At 49.0% G+C, this 21700-nt stretch carries 21 protein-coding genes and 1 riboswitch; of the genes, 8 read left to right on the top strand and 13 right to left on the bottom strand.

Annotation, left to right across the window (positions count from 1 at the left end; all coding sequences use genetic code 11):
* Window positions 1–140: 140 nt before the first annotated feature.
* Both KNP91_RS10300 and KNP91_RS10295 read left to right on the top strand, forming a co-directional pair.
* Window positions 141–755, top strand: a complete 615-nt coding sequence (locus tag KNP91_RS10300) for a YitT family protein (RefSeq protein WP_214850018.1) — start codon at window positions 141–143, stop codon at window positions 753–755.
* 84 nt (window positions 756–839) lie between these two features.
* Window positions 840–1400: a GNAT family N-acetyltransferase gene (locus KNP91_RS10295; RefSeq protein ID WP_214766500.1), complete on the top strand. Its 561-nt coding sequence runs from the start codon at window positions 840–842 to the stop codon at window positions 1398–1400.
* 361 nt (window positions 1401–1761) lie between these two features.
* Here the strand turns inward: KNP91_RS10295 and KNP91_RS10290 are convergent, their stop codons facing one another.
* The 9 genes from KNP91_RS10290 to KNP91_RS10250 form a co-directional block, all read right to left on the bottom strand.
* Window positions 1762–3144 (bottom strand): hypothetical protein, encoded by a 1383-nt coding sequence (locus tag KNP91_RS10290; RefSeq protein WP_214850015.1) that lies wholly within the window; start codon window positions 3142–3144, stop codon window positions 1762–1764.
* Window positions 3141–4058, bottom strand: a complete 918-nt coding sequence (locus KNP91_RS10285) for an FTR1 family iron permease (protein WP_214766504.1) — start codon at window positions 4056–4058, stop codon at window positions 3141–3143. Before KNP91_RS10285 ends, KNP91_RS10290 begins: the two co-directional genes overlap by 4 nt.
* Window positions 4059–4070: 12 nt before the next feature.
* Window positions 4071–4808 carry a hypothetical protein gene (locus KNP91_RS10280; protein WP_214850013.1) on the bottom strand — a complete coding sequence of 246 codons (738 nt, stop codon included), beginning with the start codon at window positions 4806–4808 and terminating at the stop codon, window positions 4071–4073.
* A complete protein-coding gene (locus KNP91_RS10275) occupies window positions 4805–5536 on the bottom strand; it encodes a glycosyltransferase family 2 protein (RefSeq protein WP_214850010.1) in 732 nt (243 codons plus the stop codon). The genes KNP91_RS10280 and KNP91_RS10275 overlap by 4 nt, the downstream gene beginning before the upstream one ends.
* On the bottom strand, window positions 5533–6966 hold the full coding sequence (locus tag KNP91_RS10270; RefSeq protein ID WP_214766509.1) for an alkaline phosphatase family protein: 1434 nt from the start codon (window positions 6964–6966) through the stop codon (window positions 5533–5535). The genes KNP91_RS10275 and KNP91_RS10270 overlap by 4 nt, the downstream gene beginning before the upstream one ends.
* Window positions 6967–6971: 5 nt before the next feature.
* Window positions 6972–7829 carry a lysylphosphatidylglycerol synthase domain-containing protein gene (locus KNP91_RS10265; RefSeq protein WP_214766511.1) on the bottom strand — a complete coding sequence of 286 codons (858 nt, stop codon included), beginning with the start codon at window positions 7827–7829 and terminating at the stop codon, window positions 6972–6974.
* Window positions 7808–8728 (bottom strand): NAD-dependent epimerase/dehydratase family protein, encoded by a 921-nt coding sequence (locus KNP91_RS10260; protein WP_214766513.1) that lies wholly within the window; start codon window positions 8726–8728, stop codon window positions 7808–7810. Before KNP91_RS10260 ends, KNP91_RS10265 begins: the two co-directional genes overlap by 22 nt.
* A gap of 25 nt (window positions 8729–8753) precedes the next feature.
* Window positions 8754–9941: a hypothetical protein gene (locus tag KNP91_RS10255; protein ID WP_214850007.1), complete on the bottom strand. Its 1188-nt coding sequence runs from the start codon at window positions 9939–9941 to the stop codon at window positions 8754–8756.
* Window positions 9942–10091: 150 nt separating this feature from the next.
* Entirely contained in the window at window positions 10092–10619 is a 528-nt protein-coding gene (locus KNP91_RS10250) for a type III secretion system chaperone family protein (protein ID WP_012371690.1), read from the bottom strand.
* A gap of 198 nt (window positions 10620–10817) precedes the next feature.
* On the opposite strand from KNP91_RS10250, the gene KNP91_RS10245 reads away from it, so the two are divergent.
* The 3 genes from KNP91_RS10245 to KNP91_RS10235 all read left to right on the top strand — a co-directional run bounded on the left by KNP91_RS10245 (window position 10818) and on the right by KNP91_RS10235 (window position 15516).
* Window positions 10818–13265 (top strand): CoA-disulfide reductase, encoded by a 2448-nt coding sequence (locus tag KNP91_RS10245; RefSeq protein WP_214850004.1) that lies wholly within the window; start codon window positions 10818–10820, stop codon window positions 13263–13265.
* Window positions 13266–13490: 225 nt separating this feature from the next.
* Window positions 13491–14936 carry an alanine/glycine:cation symporter family protein gene (locus KNP91_RS10240; protein WP_214850000.1) on the top strand — a complete coding sequence of 482 codons (1446 nt, stop codon included), beginning with the start codon at window positions 13491–13493 and terminating at the stop codon, window positions 14934–14936.
* 118 nt (window positions 14937–15054) lie between these two features.
* On the top strand, window positions 15055–15516 hold the full coding sequence (locus KNP91_RS10235; protein ID WP_012371687.1) for a hypothetical protein: 462 nt from the start codon (window positions 15055–15057) through the stop codon (window positions 15514–15516).
* Between the two features lie 104 nt (window positions 15517–15620).
* Here KNP91_RS10235 and KNP91_RS10230 read toward each other — a convergent pair whose 3' ends face one another.
* Complete coding sequence (locus tag KNP91_RS10230) at window positions 15621–16433, bottom strand: aldo/keto reductase (protein ID WP_012371686.1); 813 nt, start codon at window positions 16431–16433, stop codon at window positions 15621–15623.
* A gap of 157 nt (window positions 16434–16590) precedes the next feature.
* Between KNP91_RS10230 and KNP91_RS10225 the strand changes: the two genes are divergently transcribed.
* Window positions 16591–16791, top strand: coding sequence for a hypothetical protein (locus KNP91_RS10225; RefSeq protein WP_012371685.1), 201 nt, complete (start codon window positions 16591–16593; stop codon window positions 16789–16791).
* Between the two features lie 41 nt (window positions 16792–16832).
* On the opposite strand, the gene KNP91_RS10220 is transcribed toward KNP91_RS10225, so the two are convergent.
* Entirely contained in the window at window positions 16833–18140 is a 1308-nt protein-coding gene (locus tag KNP91_RS10220; RefSeq protein WP_012371684.1) for a Na+/H+ antiporter NhaC family protein, read from the bottom strand.
* A gap of 78 nt (window positions 18141–18218) precedes the next feature.
* Window positions 18219–18322: riboswitch (SAM riboswitch) on the bottom strand.
* 68 nt (window positions 18323–18390) lie between these two features.
* Window positions 18391–19344 (bottom strand): metal ABC transporter solute-binding protein, Zn/Mn family, encoded by a 954-nt coding sequence (locus KNP91_RS10215; protein ID WP_214849997.1) that lies wholly within the window; start codon window positions 19342–19344, stop codon window positions 18391–18393.
* A gap of 176 nt (window positions 19345–19520) precedes the next feature.
* Here KNP91_RS10215 and KNP91_RS10210 point away from each other — a divergent pair, with 176 nt between their 5' ends.
* The gene (locus KNP91_RS10210) at window positions 19521–20480 is read left to right on the top strand and encodes an alpha/beta hydrolase fold domain-containing protein (protein ID WP_214849994.1); all 960 of its coding nucleotides are present in this window, start codon (window positions 19521–19523) and stop codon (window positions 20478–20480) included.
* 51 nt (window positions 20481–20531) lie between these two features.
* A complete protein-coding gene (locus KNP91_RS10205; RefSeq protein ID WP_114596594.1) occupies window positions 20532–21122 on the top strand; it encodes a histidine phosphatase family protein in 591 nt (196 codons plus the stop codon).
* Here the strand turns inward: KNP91_RS10205 and KNP91_RS10200 are convergent.
* Window positions 21119–21604, bottom strand: a complete 486-nt coding sequence (locus KNP91_RS10200) for a YwpF family protein (protein WP_114596593.1) — start codon at window positions 21602–21604, stop codon at window positions 21119–21121. The genes KNP91_RS10205 and KNP91_RS10200 overlap by 4 nt on opposite strands.
* Window positions 21605–21700: the final 96 nt, after the last annotated feature.

Raw genomic sequence — 21700 nt, 5'->3', positions numbered from 1 at the left:
TTACCTGATTTTTAGCAGCGCCAATCTTCATTGAACAGGAAGGTAATGGCTTGAAAAAAATCAGGGAGAGCGAAAATAGATGAATACCCAAACGGGACAATTACATCCTCTCCCATGGAAGATACGGGAGAGGACAACACATGAAACGAATTATGATCATCTTGGCCGGAACGCTGCTTATGGCGTTCGGCTACTATACCTTGAATGAACAGTTTGGTTTGGCGGAAGGCGGATTTATCGGCTTATCGTTGCTCGGACGCTACTTTTTTGACATCAATCCATCGATTTCGATGATTGTGCTCGATATTCCGTTTTTTATCGGAGCACTCTATTTTAAAGGCAAACGCTTTGTCGGTGAAGCATTGATCTCAGCCGGCGCGTTGTCGCTATTTTATGAAATGTGGTACCGGTTGGATCTGTTTCATTTTCCGGAGCAGGCTTGGCCGGCAACCTTGATTGCAGCAATCGCAAGCGGGATCGTGACCGGATACGGTCTCGGACTTGTCTTAAAAAGCGGTGCTGCAACAGGCGGCGACGATCTGTTGTCGATGGGACTCAGTAAGCTGACCGGCTTATCAATCGGGACGATTTTATTTGGTCTTGACGCTATCGTCCTTCTGATTTCACTCGTCTACTTGCCGTTGAGCTTAACATTGTATACCTTACTTGCCGTCGCGATTGCAGGACGTGTCGTCTCGGTCATGACACGTGAACCGGTGACTGCACCGGCTGCTGCGGTAGCTGAACTGAAATGAAATGAACAAAATCTCTTCTGATATCAGAAGGGATTTTGTTTTACGATAAAGTAGAGTAAGAGGCAGAAGAAGGGAGAGTAATCAATGATCAGACAAGCAACGGAAAAGGATGCGGAACAAATCGCACCGTTAATTGAACAGGCGATTCATGAAATTGCGGAGACGTTGACCGGAACACAGGAGAAGGAATTGATTTTGGAGAGGCTCGCGTGGTTTGTCACGCAAACGGGAAATCGGTTAAGCTACGAAAACATTCTCGTTAAGGAACTGGATGGACGTGTCGTCGGTATTGTCATCACCTATGCAGGATTTGACGCGGCACGGTTGGATGAGCCGATCAAACGTCAGCTTCGCGAGTGGACAGGACGGGATGTGCAGATTGACCAGGAAACGGAAGGGGATGTCTATTATCTCGACACCTTATCCGTTGATGCAGCGTACGGGGGAAAAGGGATCGGATCCGAACTGTTACAGGCGGCAGCAGATGAAGGAGAGCGGCGTGGTTTACGGGCCTTTACGTTAAATGCCGATCAGACGAATGCGGGGGCACAACGTCTGTACCGGCGTCTTGGATTCGTACCGGTCAAGACGATTGAAATCAGTGGCGGACAATTTGACTATATGGAAAGACCGTATTCAACTTGAATGACGAAGGAAGTACTTGGAATTCGTTTGAAGAATCGTTGATACGCAGACAAGACTTCGCTTTCCGCGGGCGAAACGTGAGCCTGCGCGACTTACGGGTCTCACCTGTTCCGCTTTTCCCGCAGGAGACTTCGTCTTGTCTGCTTCTCAACGATGGTGTCTTTTAAAGCAGTATGATTTTAAATAGAATATCTTAAAACAGATGAAGATTCTTTGACCGTGACTCCTACGGGAAAAGTGCGTTTTAGCGCACGTCAGAGTCAAGCAAGACCCGGCTCCTTGACCACAAGTCAAGAAGTCGCGGCTTGCGACTCGCCCGAGGAAAGCACGGAAAAAAAGAATCTTTTATCTGTGGCTATTTTTAATTAAATGAAGTTTTATACAACCTTGCCTCTGCATCCTCCGGTTCAAATCGGGGATCACTCGTAAAACGGAAAACTTCCGTTGCTTCAATCGATACGTTCGCTGCCTGTAACCGGTCGAGCAAGCGTCCGGTCAGATAGACCTCCCGTGATTTTGGTTCAGCCCGCCATTTGCTGACGGATCCGATCGGAACGATAGTGGCGGCAGGTCGTTTCATTAAAAATTGCCGGTCTTCTTCATCCGTAAAGACCGTTGCTGACGCCGGTAAATCAGTGACGGCTTCTGCCAGCTGAAGTGTTGCCGGCTCAGTATGGGCTTGTCGATACAAAGCCATACTACCGATTATAAGCTGAAGACATAAAAACGGAACAAGCCAACGGACTGACAGTCGGCGGACGAGCAGAATGACGAGCAGCAGGATAAGCGGTAATGTATGCCGCGGCTTATCGATGTTTTGTGCGAACCAGACCCACAGGAAATAACCGGTTCCGGTCACGGACCACCAAAGTGGAAGCGGACGGATCCGCTGAGCGCACAAGAATAAAACAGAAGCGAGACCGAGCCATGTCGCCAATCCGAATCCGTGCCAGAAGATTTGTTTCAGTGTTAACCCAAGCCGTTCGAGCAGCGAGGCATCATCCGTTTGTGCTGTACCGCCCCAATCTGAAAAGTGTCCGCTCACGAAACTGAGCGATAACTGGGCGAAGGACGCCGGTCCGCCGACGGAGAATGCCACCGGTAACAACCAGGCGAGTTGAGCCAGCAACAATACGGCGATTTCTGACACCCATTGCCACGGATCGCGCCGGACCTGCCAGAGTAAAAACAATAGAATGATGCCGAACGGTGCATAGGACAGCCTGGTTGCCATTAACAGTCCGAACAGGAGGTACGGCAAAAGGCGGAAACGATTGTACCGGGCCTGTTCGACACTCCACATGAACCAGCAGAGGACACCAAGCGCGAGACCATCCGACATACCGGTCGCAGCCAAGGTAACGAGCGAAGCCGTCGAGACGACCGTAAACGCACCGAGCAACCGGACGGTATCAAAAGAATACCGTTTGAATACGAGATAAAGCGGTATTACACCGCTTGCGAGTCCGAGTGTCGAGACCATGCCGAGTGCCCGGACCGGATCGAGACCGAGCCGGGCCAGACCGGTCGCAAGCAAAATGAAAAACGGATATCCGGGGAAGTGCGGTTGCAGATTGGCTAAATCATATTGTCCGACAGCAAGCGTGAAGTTCGCGATATCGTAACTTGCGACATAAGGGCTGACGAATGCGAGACGGATGCCGAGAAAGCCGAGCATCAGCAAGCAAACGATGAAAAAAAGCGATCGTCCACGTCGTTGTGGATGACCGCTCTGAACCGTCAAGAAACCTCCTTCAGTTTCTTGGCGGTTTTTGACGTCCGATTTTGACGCGTCAGCATGAAACCGGCGAAAGCAAAGTATCCCCACCAGGCGATGACTTGTTCCAGGGATGGATTGTGGCTGTAGCCGAACATCGCGCCCATGAACGTCCCGATTTGTCCGCTGATCAAGGTCGTATTGCCCGTGTCCCGCAAATACTGGACTTGATCGATGTAGTGTTCCGGCATGAAAGCGACGATATTGTAAAGCGCAGCCGGTGTTCCGTCCGCATTCGTCAACAGACTGCCGAGCAAACCGAGATCCTGGAACCGGCCGATCGTTTGCACAAGCATTCCGGCCGCGATGAACAAAATCAAGACGCCGGTCACTTGGAAAAAGCGTTTGACGGGAATCTTCATCGTCCCGGAAACGAACAGGTAACCGAAAATCAAGGCAAGCAGGAGACCGGAGACGGCGCCGTAACTGGTCAGGACTTTTTCAATTTCACCGCCGGAGATCGCGGCGAAAAAGAACACCGTTTCAATCCCTTCCCGGACGATGACGAGGAAGGAATGGACGATCATCGTGATCGCACTGCCGGTCGAAACAGCGGCCGCGACCTTCGCCTGGGAGACCTGTTGATTTTCTTTCGCTTCCTTGCCCATCCACAGGACCATGTGCGTCAAGAGGAAGACGGAGATAATCATGATGCCGAGACGCAGATACGTATCGCTGCCGAAGCTTGCGAAACTCGTAAAGACGACCTGGAACAAGAAGGCGACACCCAGGCTCGCGAGTAATGCCAAACCGACGCCGGCATAAACCCATTTTTTATATTGTGGTGCATTCAGTCGATCGAGATAACCGAGAATCAAGCCGACGATCAGGACGGCTTCAAGACATTCGCGAAGGGTGATTAAAAACGCCTGAAAATCCATATGTCTTCCTCCTTATTGAGCGCGTCGTTTCTTACGCTGACCGATGATGACGATGACGATTAAGATGATGACCAGACTGATGGCGACCGTTTTCCAAATATCGTCCGTTCCGAAGGACTGACCGAATATCGAGTCTTCTTCATCGAAGACACCGGTCTTTTCCTCGCCGGGTAAAACGAATAACGGGGTGATCGTATCTTCAATCTGTTTGATGTTTTGATCAAATGCTTCACGGTCGCTGGCTTTCTTCCCGACGCCGAACAATCCGGGATTCCCGAGAGCGGCAAGCGATTCATCAAATGCAGTATACAAAGAATCGCTCGTCTTTGCATCCTCACTTTCCTTGACGTAAGGAGCGAGGACGTCATATGTGCCGCGTGCTTTTGCGAGCAGCAGCTTGGCCTGACCGAAATCATCGAATTGTTCCTGTGCGAAATGCAGACGACGTTCGATATTTTGACGTAACGCCACGCGATAGGCCTGTTTGGCAGCATCTGTATCTTGATCTGCTAAAGCAGCATCGATTTTTTCTTTAGCTTCCGGGAAGTAGAGGGTGAACTCTTTATCATAGGCATCAATCGTTTCCCGGGCCAGTTTGTAATCCTTTTGATCGAGTTGTTCTTCAAACTGTTTATAAGCTTCCGCAAACGCCTCTTTTCCCGGATCCCCGTAACTGTACGCGGATGCCGACAGCGGTGCGGTCAGCAGGAAGAGGAAGGCGATGAGGGTCAATACAAGTGGTTTTCTCATCCAAGTTGCTCCTTTCGTTCAAGACGTTCTTCAGCGGATAAGCGGCTGATGGGACGGCGCCATTCCCGGTAAATCGCAGGCAGGACGCGCTGGACATAATTCAAACGGATAAAGGACTTGCCGGCTTCCCGCACGCGGTAACGGATCGGAACTTCGTGCAGCCGGAATCCCTTCCGGACAAGATTCAAGGTCAGGACTTGGGCATAGTTATAGTCGTGGATGATCTCCGCATGTTTACAGGCGGCACGGGAGAAGGCCCGCATTCCGCTTTGACCGTCGTGAATCCGTTGTTTCAGCAACAGACACTGCAACCACGTAAAAACATGATTTCCAATATAGCGGTACAAACGCATTCCGTCAACGGTGCCTAAGAAACGGGAACCGAAGACATAATCCGCTTCATCTGCAAGAATCGGCCGGACGATATCTGGAATCTGATCGGCCGGATACTCATTGTCCGCATCAATCATGACGGCCACCGTTGCTCCGTGTTCGTAAGATCGGAGCAGTCCTTCGCGGATAGCGGCACCGAGCCCATGATTTTCAGAGAAGCGATAGACATGTGCGCCGTGGCGTTTTGCAATGTCCGAAGTCGCATCGGTCGATCCGTCATCAATGACAATCGTCTCGACGGGAAGTCCGTCAATTTCAGCCGGAATCCGTTTTAAGACGAGTGGTAAGGATACTTCTTCGTTATGGGCCGGCAGAAAAACGACGACTTTTTTCATGACGATTCCTCCTTGAACGCTTCAGTCAATAAGACACCCCGGCTGTCCTGCGGAATTGCAGCCCCGAGCTGCTTCGCAACGGTTGGTCCGAGTGACAGAATATGACGGTGTGTGTCGACTTTCCGTCCGGCATGGATCTGTTTCCCGTACATCCAGAACGGGACGAACCGTTCGCCTTCATCGAGATGTCCGTGACCGCCGATGCCGTCGGCCTGACCGTGATCGGCCATGACGATCAGTGTCGCATCATCGAGTTTCCCGAGGCGATCAAGCTCATCACAAAATTCAGCCAGCAAAGCGTCCGCCTCTTCGATTTTTTGAACATATTCGGAGTAGAGCGTCCCGCGGCTGTGACCGGTCTGATCGGTTCCGATCAGCTGAATCGCCAGTAAGTCAGGATCCTCGTCCTGGACGATTTGTTTGGCCCGGTCGATGATGTTCCGATCGGCGACATCATTGTGCATGACCGCCGTCACGGTATGAACATCTTTTGCACCGAAGGCGTCGACAAGATGGGCGATCCCGAGAATCTTGCCGGTTTTGCCGACATCACGCAACCGGTCGAAAATGGTGTCTGTTTTAACACCGGTCGTGTTCCAGACCATGTTCGAATGGATGCCGTGTTCTTCCGGACGTGCACCTGTGAACATCGAGCTGAAGCAGACGACCGTTCGGGCCGGATACACCGTCTCCATGTTTGTGTACTCTGTTCCTTCTTGGCGCAATCGCTCAAGGAAAGGAGTATTTGCCGCCATATAACGGTCTTTCCGCATGCCATCGACAATCAGGACGTAGACTTTTCTGGACGTCGGAATCGGTGCGTCGACGGTCTGTTCCGTTGGCAGTTTTGGTTTCCAGTCAAACAGGTAATGATGTAGGATCCAGGCGAACAGGAGCAGTCCGAGCGGGAACCAGAGATAAGACCAGTCGAGTGTCTGCTCGATGGAAGCCGTTTGCCAGTAGGCGAGCAACAGTCCGACTTTCGGCAGTTGTTCCTGCGCATTTCCACTCGTCGAGTCACTGTTCTTCAGCACAAGTTTCCAAAAACGCGTGAAGTTAAGCCAGTCCGTTCCGATTCGGAGATGGTAATAAATCGTCCCCCAAAAAAAGATGGTAAAGAAGAAGTACAGTCCGGCTCCGTAAGCGAACAACGGTAACAGGCGGGAATCGGTTCCTTCTATAAAGAACCAGACAATCAACGGAAGCCACAGATAGTTACGCAAAAACAGCGGAAAGTCGAATTTCCAATATAAAACGAACAGCGGCACGGTCATCAGGAACCCGAACCAGGCACCGCTGAACGAGCTTTGAGTCAAGACGAGATAACTCAGAAAAACGCCGGCGGTAAAAATCGGTGTGAAGGGTTTGCCTTCATTCAATAAGTTCCACATCCGTGCGGCGATTTTCTCAAAACGGGAAGCACTTTTCATGATGGTCATCCTTTCGTGTTGTGCTTCTTGAACTGGGTGAACAGTAAGTGAACGATTGCAAAGTGCCGGAGGAGCACATAAACCGGCGCTAAGAAGGCAAAAGCGTATTTAAAGAGATGTGTCATCAAGGCGAGTTCATACGGGTTCGGAACACCTGAAAGTTGCAGGACCGTTCCCATGGCGAGTTCGTACGTTCCGAGCCCGCCCGGTGTGAACTGGGCGATGCCGGATAAGACCCCGGCACTCATCGCGATTAGAATGACCGGGAAAGTGACCGGCACGTCTGCCCCGAGAAAGAGACAGGTGACAGCTCCGGCCTCAAACAGCCAGGCCAGCAGGCCATATCCGATCAAGACCGGTATCGTCCGGATGAACCGACGGACGAGCAGTAGCAGAACGAGACCTGCTCCGAACGCCAAAGCGGCGACCCATACGGTTTGACCTAATAATAACCCCGCTGTCACGAAAAGACCGAGGATGGATAGGTCGATCCCGCGCTGGGCGACTAAGATGGCAGTCGTCCGTTTAAGCGGACTGCCGATCGCGCGGGCTGTCAACAAGCGGACCGCTTCACCGAGTTTGACCGGAGACAGGTGGTTAACAGCCAGTCCGATATACAGACTCGTCAGATAGACGGCGGTCGGAGCCGTCTTTTCATCGGCCGTCCGCCAAGCGACGGCCCGGATATAAAAAGCCAGGGCATAGCTGACCGTTGCGACGAAGGTCCAATACGAAGTCGTCAATGTTTTGACATACTGATAGGCAGTCGGCAGTTCCAAGCCAAAACGCAGAATTAAAAAAAGAGTTGCCAACGTCAAGAAGACGCTCGCAACTCCACGGATCACCGACGTTCGAGATGCCATGTGATCATCCGTTCGATTCCATCAGCGAGCGTAAAGGAAGGAACGTAACCAAACGTCTGCCGGGCCGCCTCGGTATTACTCCAAGTCATCGAGACATCGCCTGTCCGTGCCGGTGCCGAAATGACCGGGACGTTAAACCGTTCACCGAGTAACATGGCGATATCGCGAACCGATTCCGGACGATTGGCACCGAGATTGAAGAGGCCGGTCGCGTTGGCGTCAAGCGCCTGTTCCATGCCCCGGGTGATGTCATCGATATAGGTGAAGTCACGGACCGGATCGCCGAAAACGGTAATCGCTTGACCGTCCAGTGCTTGTTCAATGAAGCGGAACAACGCCATATCCGGACGACCGGACGGACCATATACCGTGAAAAATCGGAAGATCGTCATATTCAGGTCATACAGATTTTGATAGGTCCGGCAAAACGTTTCCGCACTGTACTTAGCTGCTGCGTAAGGACTCATCACATTTCCCGTCGCTTGATGTTCAAGCAAGGCGCCGGTCTGTTCACCGTAAACGGAAGAGGAGGAAGCAAAAAAGACATGCGGAATACCGTGGGTTCGAGCTGTTTCGAGGACAGTCACCGTCATCGCGATGTCATCTTCGATGTAGCGATGGGGTTCAGTTAAAGAACCCGGGACACCCGGCAATGCTGCTAAATGAAACAGGGCGGCAAACGAGTGGTTGGCACACCACGTTGCCAAATCTTCGTGGACGTTGCCGTCAAAGACGTCAATTCCGTTAGCCTGTAACTGTTTTGCCCTTGTCAGCTTCAATTCGACATCATAATAGTCGGTAAACGCATCGATGACATGGACGGTGTGACCGCTTGCTTGAAGCCGTAGTGCAAGCGCCGCCCCGATAAAGCCGGCTCCTCCTGTAATTCCGATTTGCATAGCGCATTCCTCCGATTTTAAACGATTAGTTGAGCGGCTCTAACGCGTCAGTGATCTGATCACCTGTTTTTTCTGCCTTCAGATCACCTTTTTCGACAAGAGCATACCAAGCACTCGCATCTGCCAAAACTGTTTGTGCTGTTTCTTTGCCTAAACGATTTTCGAGTGTCGGTTTCATGGCAATGACGAACATGTTAGCTTCCATCGCTTCGACGCGTGCTGTATCGATATCTTTTTTCTCGAGTGCTTCTTGTGTTTCTTCGTGGTAGCCGTCAATCTTTTCCGTTAGTGCTTTGGCGAACAAGCTCTCGATTTCCTTGAACTTAACGTCTGCCGGTTTTGTTTTTGAAAAATCATAGCGTTCTTTTAATGTAGCGACGGCTTCTTCATCGCCGCCGGCAAGTGATTCTTCGATGGCCAGCAGGAATCCGTATCCTTCAGCTTGTTCCATCTGCAATTCTTTTTCGTCTGTGCCGGCTTTGACACCGTCTTCGATTTTTTGAGCGTAACCGAGAGCAGCGAGATAGAACGACCGGTAAATCGATTTATCCGTCAATTGTTTCGCGACATTGAAGTCGGCCGCTTTCTTCGCCGTGATGGCTTCTTTCTGTGCCGTCAGACCGGAATTGATGGCTTGAGCAATGGAGTCTTCATTTTTAAAACCGTAACTCGCATCCCGCTTTTCCGCCGTCGGAATGAAGACGGTCTTCGACATCTCTTTAATATCGTTCAGTGCAGCTGTCGCTTCACCTGTTTTTCCAGCGACGACCGCTTCTTCGGCTGTTGCTTGTGTTGATTTCTGAAGTTTATAGAAATAAGACTGAATGCCTTTGTCTACGAGCTGACGGGCAACATTCTCATTAAGATCTTTTGATTCGACACCGGCTAATGCGGAACTGATGACCTCGTCGATTTCAGGAGCAGCTGTCGTGACACCGCCCTTTAATTTGGAGTCGTAACTTGTCGTGACCATCTTCCAGTCAATGGTTTGACCTTCTTTTGCTTTATCGAGTTCCGCTTTGATTGAGCTGAAAATGGTCAGTTCATCTTTTAAGGTCGTCGCGGCGATCCCGGCATTTGTGTTCGTTTCAGATGTTTGCTCCGTTTTCTCTTTTTTCGGAGCCGTTGTCGTGTCTTCATTACTACTATTCCCGCACGCAGCAAGCAGTCCTGCTGTGATAAAGAGTGATGCTACTTTTAAGCGTTTTTTCATAATCTATTCCCCCAGAATAAGATAAATGTATTTAAAATGATGTCGTTTTCACAAATCTAACTATAGCGAGAATAATTCTCATTGTCAATTGAACTTGAAAATGAAAAAATGGCTCCCGAGTTGTCTCGAGAGCCATTTTTAAGCGATATTTTACTGAACTTGGTCATATAATTTCGTGAGATAAGCGAATACTTCATCCGAAGCTTGGAACATCATGACAGAGTGTCCAAAGATCGCTGCCGGATTAAAGCCGTGATCGAGGTCAATCGTTGAAGCAATCGTGACATCACGGTCGCTGTCGAGGACAACACGGAAGTATTTGAATTCTTGGTTGAAATCGTTGATTGCATTTAAGATTGGAAGATCTTCGACACCGTCCGGTACGTGTGTAATCGTACGTGCGAATAACTCGACGTCTGTCGCCGTCTTGCTGAAGACAATCATCATCATCGGTTCAGCGCCTGATGGTGTTTTTTCCTGTGTCATGAAGAAGACGTGTGTTTCATTTTCGCGTGCTTCCATCGGAATGCCTTTTTCTACTAAGAAAGCTTGGAATTCTTCAAGGTATTGTTGTTGCACAGCCGTTACCCCGTTTTCATTTGTTTCCGGCTGACTGTTTTGGTTGATCGGCGTGACTTTGTTATCGTTCGTGTCTTTCGAGTTACGATCCTGATCCATTATAAAATCCCCCTTATAAATACTGTAATCTCAGTTTCAAGCATTTTAGATGGAATTGCAACTAATGTCCGTTATCATCGAAGGAACAATTTTATAATCAAGTTCCGACAAGTTTGTGAATCAACGAACAGATAACTTGAAAAGACATACCTGAATGGGTATATTGGTACACATAGAACATTGGAGGAGGAAGCCGGAATGAAAACGATCATTGTAGGTGGAGTAGCAGGTGGAGCAACGGCGGCAGCACGATTACGTCGATTGGATGAAACAGCAGAAATTATTCTTTTGGAACGGGGAAAAGAAATTTCTTTTGCAAACTGTGGACTTCCGTACTATATCGGAGACGTCATTAAAGACCGGAATAAATTGTTGGTTCAAACTCCGGAAGGGATGAACGCACGTTTCAATCTGGACGTTCGGAATTTATCGGAAGCCATCCGGATCAACCGCGAGCAAAAAACGGTGACGATTCGGAAGGTGGATACGGGAGAAGAGTACGACGAAACGTACGATCAGTTGATTTTGTCACCAGGCGCAAAACCGATCCGTCCAAATATTCCGGGTCTGGCGGAAGCGACGAATGTCTTTACATTACGCAATATCCCGGATACCGATAAAATGCGCCAGTATGTCGATGAAGCGCGTCCGGCACATGCGACGGTCATCGGCGGCGGATTCATCGGTCTTGAAATGGCGGAAAACTTAGTCGAACGCGGAGCGCGTGTGACGCTGGTTGAGATGTCCGATCAAGTCATGGCACCGGTCGATCCGGAAATGGCGGCCATCGTCCATGAACATTTGCGGGCGAAAGGTGTCGAACTGATTTTAGCGGACGGTGTGGCACGTTTTGAAGAAGCGGGGACGCGCGTCGTCTTGACGAGTGGAAAAACGATTCAAACCGAGATGAACATTCTATCGATCGGTGTCATGCCGGAAAGCAACTTGGCTTCAGAAGCGGGACTTAAACTCGGAATCAAACAGACGATTCAGGTCGATGAGACATTACGGACATCGGATCCTGCCATCTTTGCGATTGGTGATGCGATTGAAGTGAAGGATTACATTACAGGTGAACCGGTTCACGTTCCGTTGGCTTGGCCGGCAAATCGCCAAGGCCGTCTCGTCGCCGACATCATTGCCGGACGAGATGTCCGTTACACAGGAACACTCGGAACAGCAGTCGCAAAAGTATTTGATTTGACGGTCGCTTCGACCGGAAACAATGAAAAACGTCTTCGTCAATCGGGCCGTCGTTATGAAGCGATTCATCTTCATCCCGGCTCGCATGCCGGTTATTATCCGGGTGCCAGTCCGATTTCGATGAAACTGTTGTTTGATCCGGTGGACGGAACGATTTTTGGCGCACAAGCGATTGGGATGACAGGTGTCGAGAAACGAATCGATGTGTTGGCAACAGCCATTAAAGGCGGATTGACTGTCCTTGATCTTCCCGATTTGGAACTGTCGTATGCACCTCCGTACAGTTCGGCAAAAGATCCAGTCAATATGGCAGGCTATATCGCCTCGAATATCGTACTTGGGGACAGCGAAAACGTCCATTGGCACGAGATTGACCAGATTGTCACGGACGGCGGACTGTTGCTTGATGTCCGGGAACCTTCCGAAAACGAACTCGGATCGATTCCGGGATCCGTCAACATCTCTTTACCGACATTACGTCAGTCACTCGATGAATTACTGAAAGATCAGCCGATTTACGTGACATGTCAGGTCGGACTCCGAGGTTATGTCGCAAGTCAATTGCTCAAGCAAAACGGATTCGACGTCAAAAATCTAAGCGGCGGATATAAAACATGGGCGACGGTCAACCGTGACCGTGAAGCGAGAAGCCAAGTACGGGAGGAAACAGCTGTGACGACAATCAAAAGCGAACCGAAACAAGTAACGAAAGAACAGATTACGTTACTGGATACGTGTGGTTTACAGTGCCCGGGACCGATTTTGGAGCTGAAAACGAAAATCGATCAATTGCAGGATGGAGATCAAGTCTTCGTTAAAGCATCCGATCCCGGATTCCTGCCGGATGTTCAAGCATGGGCCAAAAAACTCGGTCATACCGTTCACACGGCGGAAATGAACAAAGGAGTCGTTGAAGTCCTGCTTGAAAAAGGGAATGCGACGAACCAACCGGTACAGTTGGCTGCTGCCACTGCCGATGATGCGACGATGGTCGTCTTCAGCGGTGATTTGGATAAAGCACTGGCATCGTTCGTCATTGCGCAAGGCGCACAGGCAATGGGGAAACAAGTGACGATGTTCTTTACGTTCTGGGGACTCAACGTCATCCGTAAACCGGATGCACCTGCTGTCGATAAGGCACCGATGGAGCGGATGATGGGGATGATGATGCCGAAACATGCCGGTGAATTACCGCTCTCGAACATGAACATGGCCGGAGCCGGTCAAAAAATGATGAAAAAAGTCATGAAGGATAAACAGGTTGACGCTCTGGAGACAATGATGGCGAAGGCACAAGCAGCCGGCGTCCGGATGATTGCCTGCACGATGTCGATGGACATCATGGGCATTAAAAAAGAGGAGTTGCTCGATGATATTGATTATGGTGGTGTCGCAAGTTATCTCGGAGCGACGGACGGTTCGAACCTGAATCTGTTCATCTGATCGTGTTCAGTGGTTAAATCAATTCTTAACAAGGGACTGACCCAAAAGTCAGTCCCTTGTTTTTTATGATGAACCTGACATCACATGTGAGGTTTGTGAGGGTTTTATAGATTGTGATGACTTAAAAGAAGAAAATGAATTTGATTTTCTAAAATTATTTACGTATTATAGAACACATGTGAAAAAAGGTTACATAAGCGAACGCTTAACTAAGGGGGAACACCTGTGGAAAAACAACTGATGGATGTTATCGGTAGTATCAACGACTTGTTATGGTCGAGTGTCTTGATTATCTTATTGGTCGGTTTAGGAATTTATTTTACGATTCGCATGGGATTCGTCCAGTTTCGGATGATTCCGGAAATGTTGCGGCTATTGTTCCAAGGAACGGATAAAGGAAAAGACGGTGTTTCGCCTTTCCAAGCTTTTGCCATCAGTACAGCGGCACGTGTCGGGACCGGCAACATCGCCGGCGTCGCGACAGCCATTGCGCTCGGTGGACCGGGTGCAGTCTTCTGGATGTGGTTGATCGCCTTAATCGGTTCAGCTTCGGCATTCGTCGAGAGTACGCTGGCTCAGATTTATAAAGTACGTGATGAAAAAGCATGGCGCGGTGGTCCGGCGTATTATATGGAAAAGGCGCTTGGACAGCGGTGGTTAGGGATCGTTTTCAGTATTCTGATTACAATCTCGTTCGGATTCGTCTTTAACTCGGTTCAGTCCAATACGATTTCACTGTCGCTTCAAAGCCAGTACGGGGTTGATAAGACGTGGATTACGGTCGGACTCGTTCTGTTGACGGCACTTGTCATCTTCGGTGGTGTCCGGAGTATTGCAACCGTGTCGGCGTTCCTCGTCCCGATCATGGCAGGAGGCTATATTTTGATTGCCCTCTATATCATGGTGACGAATTTAGAAGCATTGCCGAACGTCTTTGGTCTGATTTTCCAAGAAGGTTTACTTGAGTTCAAAACACTGGCCGGCGGAGCAATCGGAGCCGCGGTCCTAAACGGAATCCGTCGTGGTCTTTTCTCGAATGAAGCCGGTATGGGTTCAGCTCCGAATGCCGCTGCGACGGCAGAAGTATCGCATCCCGTCAAACAAGGATTGATCCAGTCGTTTGCCGTTTTTGTCGACACACTGCTCGTCTGTTCTTCGACAGCGATGATTGTTTTAGTCAGTGGGGTTGCGACGCAGGATGCGAGTGGAGCACCGGTCGCCGGAATCGATTTGGCGCAAGGGGCGCTGGCATCTCAAGTGGGTCCGTTTGCCACAGCATTTATGGCGCTTGCGATTTTCTTGTTTGCCTTCAGTTCGATTGTCGGAAACTACTACTACGGTGAATCGAATATCAGCTTCATCAACGATAATAAGAAAATCATGATTGCGTACAGGATCATCGTCCTCGGTATGATTGTGTTTGGTTCACTCGTTCAAACGGCTGGACTTGTCTGGGCACTTGCCGATATCTTCATGGGCTTGATGGCGATTGTTAACTTATATGCGATTTTCCGCTTATCCAAAATTGCAAAGCTCGCACTGGATGATTATTTAGTGCAACGGAAAAAGGGACAAGATCCCCGTTTCTATAAAAATTCAATTCCGAATCTTCCGGGTCAAGAACTGCTTGAAGCATGGCAGGACGAAGACCAAAAAGAAAAAGCGATTTAATATGAAAAGGATCAGAGTCATCTGGTCCTTTTTTTGTCTGGAGAGATTTTAATAATCGTCATTAAAGCAGTGTGAAAATGGGAATATTAAAAAAAACGACCGGAAAGGAGGGGGAAGGATGGAAAACGTACACTATGTACGTGTCGCGGATGCCGTTTGGGATTCGTTTGGAGATGATCCCCATATCATCATGGACTGGATTTTATTTATCCATGAAACACAACCCGATCATGAACAATTGTTTGCACTCGAAGAAACGACTCCGTTGTATCAGTTGATGAGTCAAATCGATATCTTCATTGATCAAGAGACCCATTATAATCTGGGACGGGCGATTGTCGGAGAGGAACTGATCGTCAATGAAGAGCATGCAGCAATCGTCGGTATCCTTCCCTTACCGTTGCTCATCATTTCTTCGGAGGTCATGCGAAATTTTGATCGCCAAGCACTTGAAGTGATTTATCAGGAAGCCGGCCGACAAGGTGATTTTGATGAGGTCTGGGAACAGTTCGGAAATTTATGCGCTTATTTTCACCAGGCGGAAGAGGCGCAGGATACGATTCTCGTCTATTATGTCTGACGGTCCATCACTCATATAGGAAAAAGGGGAGGTGGATGTGAATATCCGCCTCCCCTTCGTCTATAGAAAAACCATTTTTCTTTAAACCGATTGTGTATGTGTACTTAAAAATCGATTTCGTCCGGATCCGGTCCGAGACGGACATCGGTTGCCAAACGGTCAATTTTCTCGAGATCATCTGCATCGAGTTGGAAGTCAAAGACGTCAAAGTTTTCCGCAATGCGTTCGGGTGTGACCGATTTTGGAAGCGCCACGATGCCGTTGTCTAAATGCCAACGCAAGACGACTTGTGAAGGGGATTTGCCGTGTTTTTCGGCAATTTCCTTGAAGTCATTGATTTCGAGGAATTTTCCTTGCATGAGTGGGCTCCACGCCTCGACTTGAATGCTGTGGTCCTGTAAATATTCATGCAACTCATGTTGCGGAAGTTGCGGATGAAGTTCAACCTGATTGATCATCGGTGTCATTAATCCTTCTTCAGCAAGTGTATCGAGATGATGTTCTTTGAAGTTCGAAACACCGATTGCCTTAATTTTGCCGGCTTCGTAAAGTTCGACCATGGCTTTCCATGCTTCGATATACCCTTCAACCGGCCAGTGGATCAGATAAAGATCAAGGTAGTCGGTTTCGAGGCGTTCAAGTGACTCAGCGAAAGCTTCTTTAGTGCGTCCGGCACGAATGTCATCGTTCCATACTTTAGACGTTAAGAAGAGATCTTCACGGTTCACGCCGCTTTCTTTAATTCCTTTGGCGACACCACGTTCGTTTTTGTAAACGGCAGCCGTATCAATATGACGGTAACCGACACGAAGGGCTTCTGCGACGGCAGCCGGTGCTTCCGTCTCTTCATCGACTTGCCAGACACCAAATCCGATTTGTGGAATCGTGACACCATTTGAAAGTTTTGCGTATTGCATGTGTATACTCCTCCTTCAATGAAACGAGAATATGGAATTGCTCGTTTAGTTTAGCATGAACAAGCAAGAACGTCTGTTTCAACGCTCAAGGGAGGAAAAAGACGGTTAGAAAGCGAAATGAGGAGGGTAAAACTATAAAGGAAACGAGGTGTATTTTATGAAACGATCTGTTAAAAACGTACCAAAAGGTGTGTGGGCCGGCCTTGCAGCCTTATTAGGGACACAAGCGGCATGCTTGTTCCTCGGTGCCCGGAAGACAGGGCGGAATCCATGGGTCTGGGGAGGCGCAGGACTGATTCAGTTCCCGCTTCCAGCGATTGCTTACTTCATTCTCAACCGCCAAGACCGGAAAAAATAAGACAAACACAAGACCCGTCGCTGTTGCGACGGGTCTGTTTGTTATGAAACATTTTTTTGACGTGCGTCCGATGTTTTCCGACGCGGGAAGCCGAAAAGAATCGCAAGAGATCCGCAAACGAACAGCAGGAACGGATAAAACAGATAAGGAATCAGTTCCGGAGAGGCCGTTTTCGTCAATTCCGCGGCAATCAGCAACTGGGCGCCGTAGGGAATGATACCTTGGATGCCGCAAGAGAAGATATCAAGAATACTGGCTGACTTTTTTCGGTCGATGTCATACGTATCGGCGATTTCTGCTGCCAGTGGACCGGCGACAAGAATCGAAATCGTATTGTTCGCTGTTGCGAGGTTCGTCGCACTGACGAGTGCTGCCATGCTGAATTCCGCGCCGCGACGTTGAGAGATTTTTTGCGTCAGCGTTTCTTTCAGGTAAGCAATCCCACCGTTAAAGGTGATCAGACTGACGAGACCACCCATCAGTAATGTCAAAATCGAGATTTCCGCCATTCCCATCAGGCCGTCAGACATGGATAGGACAAAACCGCTTAAGCCGAAGCTGCCGTCAATCATCCCGATGATACCTGTTAAAACGGTTCCACCAATCAAAACAAGAATGACGTTGACGCCAAACAAGGCGAGGATGATGACGGACAGATACGGAATCAGTTTATAAAACTCAAACGCCTTCGCTTCGACGACATTTCCTGTGCTTGAGACAAATGCCAGGATGATGATAGTCAGAATAGCTGCCGGCAAAACAATCAGGAAATTGGTTCGGAATTTATCACGCATGTTGGTTTTTTGTGTCCGGACGGCTGCAATCGTCGTATCGGAAATGAACGATAAGTTGTCGCCGAACATTGCGCCACCAACGACAGCGGCGGCCGCAATCGCAACATTGACACCGGTTGCTTCATGGATTCCAAGGGCAATCGGAGCGAGTGCCGCAATCGTACCGGTGGAAGTCCCCATCGCCATCGAGATGAAGGCGGCGATGATGAACAGTCCGCTCATCAGGAGGGACGGAGGTAAAAATGTTAATGACGCATTGACGGTTGCTTCGATCGCGCCGATTGCATCGGCCGTTCCGGAAAAGGCACCGGCAAGCAAGAAGATAAAGACCATAATCATGATGTCCGGATTTCCTGCACCTGCTGCAATCCGTTCCACGGTCTGATTAATACCGCCTTTTGTTGTGACCGCCGCAAAAATCAAGGCAATCAAAGCCGCAATCAGAATCGGAAACTTGTAAAAGTCATCGTAAAAAATACCGGCACCGATAAAAAGAACTAAAAAGACAAGTAACGGTAGAAGTGCCCATTTATTCGGTGTAATCGTTTCGTTCATCAAACCACTCCTTTTCTACAAGTACAAAAAAAGACTCCTTCGCAAGAAAGAAGGAGGTCTTTACTGAAAAAGACGCTCTTCTTATCTCTCAAGCCGCAGCTTGCTGGATTTGGCACAGTACGATTTAATCGTCCGCTGCCGAAACATCATCGGGCCAGTCCCTCCGTCTCTCGCGATAAAAAGAAGTCATTTAATTGTCTGAAATACGTTTTCTACCGTAACGCATCTTTTACTGCATGTCAACACTACTTCACTGAAGTGCTTGTTTGAGAGTCGCGACATTTTCATTCATCAACTCAAAATACGATGCCTTCTGCTGTGCTTTCGTGACGGACTCGAGGTTGTGGATCGTAATGGCCTCCGCTCCGATTTCCTGTTGAATGACACGGGCAACTTTCGGTGAAACCGTCTCTTCGAAAGCGATATACTTCAAGTCGTGAAGTTGGGCTTCCTTGACGATCGCCGCCAGTTGTTTTTGCGAAGGCTCGTCCGACGGAGAGATACCGGCAATCGGCAATTGCGAGAATCCGTAGCGTTCTGCTAAATATCCGTAAGCGGCATGGGTGACGAGCAATTCTTTTTTGGATCCTTCATCAACAGCCTGTTGCAAGTTTTGATCAAGCTTATCGGCCTTGCTATTAAAAGCGGTGAGATTTTTCTCAAACGTTGCTTTTTTAGCAGGTACTTCTTTAGCGAGTGCCGTCGTAATTGATTGAGCCATCACTTTGGCATTGTTCGGATCGAGCCAGACATGCGGATCAAATTTGCCGTGATCATGTTCTTCTGCCGCATGTTCGTCGGTGTGTCCTTCATGTTCATGAAGCGTGGCGCTTGCTTCGAGTAAGTCGATTCCTTTGCTCGTCTCGACGAAACGGACATCATTGCCTTTCAGACTGGCTTTGATTTTTTTCGAGTACGGTTCAAGCGTCGTACCGGTTAAGAGGAACAGATCGCCTTGTGCGATTTCTGTCAGTTGTTTAGACGTCGGCTCGTACGAGTGCGGATCGGCACCGGGTGGAACAATCATCTTGACGTCGATATCGGTTCCGCCAATTTCCTTGGCGATTGCCGCGGTAGCGAATGTCGATGTATACACACGAAGCTTTTGATCAGTCGCATCTTGACTGGATTCGGAAGAACCGCAGGCAGCAAGAAAAGCAGCGCTGACAAAGGCGACCGTGAAAGCTGAAAGTAATTTTTTCATATGAATAAACCCTCCAAAAAGTATTAAAACGTAATTATTCCGATTTGAACCTTTTCACTATAACGAATCCAAAACGAAGCGTCAAGTACAAGTCGGGGAAGACGTTCGACTTCTAAATAAATCGGGTAAAAGATTAATAAGATTAGAAATCGAGAGTAAGCTTTGGAGGTGATGAGGTGAAACGGGAAACTGCTTGGCTGATGGGAGGAGCGGCAATTTTAACGACAGCCGCAGCCGGGGCGAGCATCTGGAACAACTATGGTGCTTTATTACGCTGGACGGAACCGGCGCTTCCGCTGTCGGAAGTCCAACTCGCGCCACGGACGATTTTGTTTAAAACCGTCGATCAACAAGAACTGAAGTTGGATTTATATTATCCGCCGGGTGACGGTCCTTTCCCGGTCGCGATTTATGCGCACGGGGGAGCCTTCGTCAGAGGAAATCGGGATGATGTCTTTTGTTTTACGCCAATCGTGGAACGTTTCCTGGAACTCGGCATCGCCGTTTGCAGTATCGATTATCGCTTGTTTGAGGACGGCAGTTATTTTCCGGATAATCTGGAAGACGTTCGGGATGCACTTTGTTTCTTAAATCAGGAAGCCGACGATTTACGGATTATGCGGGGACGCATGGTGTTGTGGGGAGACTCGGCCGGCGCCGCGTTAATGCTGACGACGGCACTTTCCCCGATGGAATTCATCGGCGAACAAACAGCTGAAAGCCTCCCGTTGATTAGTGGTGTCATTGCCTTGTATCCTCCGACGAACTTCCTCCTGTTCAAGTTCATTCAAACGTGGATTGCCCATATTAAGTTTTACGGAGGAGGACGGGACGAGTGGCGGGAACTCATGACACGTGTCTCGCCGGTAACGCATTTGACAGCAGACTCGCCGCCGATCATGTTGTTGCACGGAAAAAAAGATCCGATTGTTCCGTTTACGCAAGCGCTCCACTTCGTTGAAAAAGGAGCCGATGTCGGAGCCGACGTCCGGCTGTTTTCCTTCCCGAACGGCACGCATTCCCTGGCGAGCTTTGCCCAGACCGAAAATCCACTCAAAATCGAGCGTTTACTGGAACGGATTGAAGCATTTAGTTGTCAGGTCCTGGCGTTGCCGCCTCGGGAGACCCTTCACTAAAAAAGAAAACATGATACAATCAGTCATATTTCTTTTGAAGGAGACAGTGAGATGACAGAAATTTGTTTAGTGCGTCATGGTCAAACGGATTGGAATTTAAACGAGCGGATTCAAGGACGAGAAGATATTCCGCTCAATGAGACAGGGCGATGGCAGGCTGAAATGAGCGCTGCTTACCTGGCGGAAGAAAAATGGGACGTCTTGATTTCAAGCCCCTTATCGCGGGCAGTCGAGACGGCAGAAATCATCGGACGTTCAATCGGGCTGGATGTAACGGAGACGGATGAACGGTTGGTCGAACGGGAGTTTGGATTGGCGTCAGGACAGCCCGTCGCCGGAATCTATGAAGCCGTCCAAGCGAATGATACGGAACGTGTACCGGGACTTGAAACCGAACAGGAAATCCAACAGCGGGTGTTTTCGGCAATTGAAGAACTGACAGAAAAATACCGGGGACAACGCCTGTTGATCGTCTGTCACTCGCATACAATCAAAGCGGCATTATCCTCGATTGATGATAGCTTCAGTTACCGGACACCGCTGAAGAATGCATGTGCGAACTATATTCGTTTCTCCGACCGGTATGAAATTGACCGCATCAATGTCGCGGATCATATCGTAGATCAAACGATACGTCCTTAAGAGATGGTTGGATTTTCGTGGAGGTACTGTTTAAACGTTTCTTTTGCGATACTCGTAATATGTGCGCCGCGTTTCGAACGTCGGTCTTTGTATTCCTGAATCAAGGCTTCACCGGTGAAATGATCCTCGACGACTTCGCGTAAGATGGATTCCGACAAGTCGTTTTTCATCATGACCATCTTTCCTTTGAACAGATACGATACCCCTTCACTTAAGGGAGTTGATTCGAGCGGCGTCACAATCATCGCAGCCGGATCATTATCAGGTCGTGAGATCGTAATTTCAATCAAGGCCCGTAAATTTTTGGTGAACAACTCGTCGATGATCGGTTGATCATTTTTCAGGACGACAATTTCAGCGACCCACTGTGCCGTCTGATCCGTGCTGACAGTCAATCCATCTTTGATCGTAACGGGAATCGTCGTATCCCGGCCGGATTCATCCATTAAAATACGTAAGGTGCACAATTTAAAGGTTTTCAAGAAAACGCCTCCTTGTTGAATGAACAACAGATTTTCTTCAGTATACCGTGACCGGGCAAACGATGGGAAAGTTTTAGAGAGGATTTTTTAGTGAAC

It is taken from the genome of Exiguobacterium sp. s138, assembly GCF_018618775.1.
Lineage (GTDB): Bacteria > Bacillota > Bacilli > Exiguobacteriales > Exiguobacteriaceae > Exiguobacterium_A > Exiguobacterium_A artemiae.
This window is presented reverse-complemented; position numbering and strand designations above follow the sequence as displayed.